This window comes from Arthrobacter sp. zg-Y1219 (assembly GCF_030125545.1).
Classification (GTDB): Bacteria; Actinomycetota; Actinomycetes; order Actinomycetales; family Micrococcaceae; genus Arthrobacter_B.
Genome location: NZ_JASKLY010000024.1, coordinates 1 through 3488 on the forward strand (window position 1 = coordinate 1; position 3488 = coordinate 3488).

General features: G+C 54.6%; 1 protein-coding gene and 1 rRNA gene. Both read left to right on the forward strand.

The genetic code is table 11. From position 1 onward, the window contains the following. Nucleotides 1-181: hypothetical protein (locus QNO00_RS17230; protein ID WP_284025430.1), on the forward strand; the 181-nt coding region annotated here is incomplete at its 5' end. 7 nt (nucleotides 182-188) lie between these two features. Beyond that, nucleotides 189-3354 (forward strand): 23S ribosomal RNA (locus tag QNO00_RS17235). The last annotated feature ends 134 nt before the right edge of the window (nucleotides 3355-3488 follow it).

Below are 3488 nucleotides of genomic sequence, written 5' to 3' on the forward strand. Positions count from 1 at the left end.
CACGGTGAATACGTGGTGGTGGCGGGGTGTGACGGGGTTGTTGTTTGAGAACTACATAGTGGACGCGAGCATCTTAAAATTATTAAGTGCAATTTCAGATAAACCTGGTGCTCCGGGTCATGCCCTTGCGGTGTGGTCCGGTGTTGTCATGGTTTTCTCGATAGCAGGAAATATTTATTGATCTTTGTGGTCAAGTTTTTAAGGGCACACGGTGGATGCCTTGGCATCAGGAGCCGAAGAAGGACGTAGGAATCTGCGATAAGCCTGGGGGAGTTGATAACCGAGCGTTGATCCCAGGATGTCCGAATGGGGAAACCCCGCCCGGCGCGCGAGTGACCGGGTGACCCGCATCTGAACACATAGGGTGCGTGGAGGGAACGTGGGGAAGTGAAACATCTCAGTACCCACAGGAAGAGAAAACAACAGTGATTCCGTTAGTAGTGGCGAGCGAACGCGGAAGAGGCTAAACCAGTGGTGTGTGATAGCCGGCGGGCGTTGCATCACTGGGGTTGCGGGACTTTCCGTACCGATTCTGCCGGATCGGTGAAGTGAGTGCAGATGCATAGGTGAACTGGTTTGAAAGCCAGGCCGTAGAGGGTGTTAGCCCCGTAACCGGAATGTATGCTGCCGCTTGGAGAGGATCCCAAGTAGCACGGGGCCCGAGAAATCCCGTGCGAATCTGCCAGGACCACCTGGTAAGCCTAAATACTCCCTGATGACCGATAGCGGACAAGTACCGTGAGGGAAAGGTGAAAAGTACCCCGGGAGGGGAGTGAAACAGTACCTGAAACCGTGTGCCTACAATCCGTTGGAGCAGGGCGATGCCACTTGTGGTGTCGTGCTTGTGACAGCGTGCCTTTTGAAGAATGAGCCTGCGAGTTAGTGTTACGTCGCGAGGTTAACCCGTGAGGGGAAGCCGTAGCGAAAGCGAGTCTGAACAGGGCGATGCAGTGGCGTGATCTAGACCCGAAGCGGAGTGATCTACCCATGGCCAGGTTGAAGCGCGTGTAAGAGCGCGTGGAGGACCGAACCCACTTCAGTTGAAAATGGAGGGGATGAGCTGTGGGTAGGGGTGAAAGGCCAATCAAACTCCGTGATAGCTGGTTCTCCCCGAAATGCATTTAGGTGCAGCGTTGCGTGTTTCTTACCGGAGGTAGAGCTACTGGATGGCTAATGGGCCCTACAAGGTTACTGACGTCAGCCAAACTCCGAATGCCGGTAAGTGAGAGCGCAGCAGTGAGACTGTGGGGGATAAGCTTCATAGTCGAGAGGGAAACAGCCCAGACCACCAACTAAGGCCCCTAAGCGTGTGCTAAGTGGGAAAGGATGTGGAGTTGCGAAGACAACCAGGAGGTTGGCTTAGAAGCAGCCATCCTTGAAAGAGTGCGTAATAGCTCACTGGTCAAGTGATTCCGCGCCGACAATGTAGCGGGGCTCAAGTACACCGCCGAAGTTGTGGCATTCAAATATTAGCCAAGCGGATGGTTTATCCATTTTCGTTCAAGCGTTTGGATGGGTAGGGGAGCGTCGTGTGGGCAGTGAAGTCGCGGTGTAAACCAGCGGTGGAGCCTACACGAGTGAGAATGCAGGCATGAGTAGCGAAAGACGGGTGAGAAACCCGTCCGCCGAATGATCAAGGGTTCCAGGGTCAAGCTAATCTGCCCTGGGTAAGTCGGGACCTAAGGCGAGGCCGACAGGCGTAGTCGATGGACAACGGGTTGATATTCCCGTACCGGCGAAAAACCGCCAATACCAAGCGGGGGACACTAACCGCCCAATACCTGACCGGCCGCCCTTGTGGCGACCCGGTTTTTGGTGGAGCGCGGGACCTGATCCTGGGAGGTAAGCGTATTAACAGGTGTGACGCAGGAAGGTAGCCGGGCCGGGCGATGGTTGTCCTGGTCTAAGGATGTAGGGTCAGCGATAGGTAAATCCGTTGCTGTGTCTTTGATGACGATACCTGAGATCTGATGGGACCCACTTTGGTGGGAATCCGGTGATCCTATGCTGCCTAGAAAAGCATCGGCGCGAGGTTTTAGCCGCCCGTACCCCAAACCGACACAGGTGATCAGGTAGAGAATACTAAGGCGATCGAGAGAATTATGGTTAAGGAACTCGGCAAAATGCCCCCGTAACTTCGGGAGAAGGGGGGCCCCAACCTTGATGGACACTTGCTGTCCGGAGGGGATCGGGGCCGCAGAGACCAGGGGGAAGCGACTGTTTACTAAAAACACAGGTCCGTGCGAAGTCGCAAGACGATGTATACGGACTGACTCCTGCCCGGTGCTGGAAGGTTAAGAGGACCGGTTAGCCCTTACGGGCGAAGCTGGGAATTTAAGCCCCAGTAAACGGCGGTGGTAACTATAACCATCCTAAGGTAGCGAAATTCCTTGTCGGGTAAGTTCCGACCTGCACGAATGGAGTAACGACTTCCCCGCTGTCTCAACCATAAACTCGGCGAAATTGCAGTACGAGTAAAGATGCTCGTTACGCGCAGCAGGACGGAAAGACCCCGAGACCTTTACTATAGTTTGGTATTGATATTCGGTGTGGCTTGTGTAGGATAGGTGGGAGACTGTGAGACCCGGACGCCAGTTCGGGTGGAGTCATCGTTGAAATACCACTCTGGTCATACTGGATATCTAACTTCGGCCCGTAATCCGGGTCAGGGACAGTGCCTGATGGGTAGTTTAACTGGGGCGGTTGCCTCCTAAAGAGTAACGGAGGCGCCCAAAGGTTCCCTCAGCCTGGTTGGCAATCAGGTGGCGAGTGTAAGTGCACAAGGGAGCTTGACTGTGAGAGAGACATCTCAAGCAGGGACGAAAGTCGGGACTAGTGATCCGGCGGTACATTGTGGAATGGCCGTCGCTCAACGGATAAAAGGTACCTCGGGGATAACAGGCTGATCTTGCCCAAGAGTCCATATCGACGGCATGGTTTGGCACCTCGATGTCGGCTCGTCGCATCCTGGGGCTGGAGTAGGTCCCAAGGGTTGGGCTGTTCGCCCATTAAAGCGGTACGCGAGCTGGGTTTAGAACGTCGTGAGACAGTTCGGTCCCTATCCGCTGCGCGCGCAGGAAATTTGAGAAGGGCTGTCCTTAGTACGAGAGGACCGGGACGGACGAACCTCTGGTGTGTCAGTTGTACTGCCAAGTGCACCGCTGATTAGCTACGTTCGGATGGGATAACCGCTGAAAGCATCTAAGCGGGAAGCCCGCTTCGAGATGAGATTTCCATACACCTTGTGTGTGAGAGGCCCCCAGCCAGACCACTGGGTTGATAGGCCGGATGTGGAAGCGGGGACTAAAGACCCGTGAAGCTGACCGGTACTAATAGGCCGATAACTTACACCACACCACAATCTGGGAGAACACGACTTCAAACGGTTCTCCAAAGTATAAAGGGTTGTGTTGATCATGCTGCTTGCGTCCACTATGTGGTTCCCGGATAACAAACCCGTGAGGTTTGTCACCCGTGGAACCGGCACC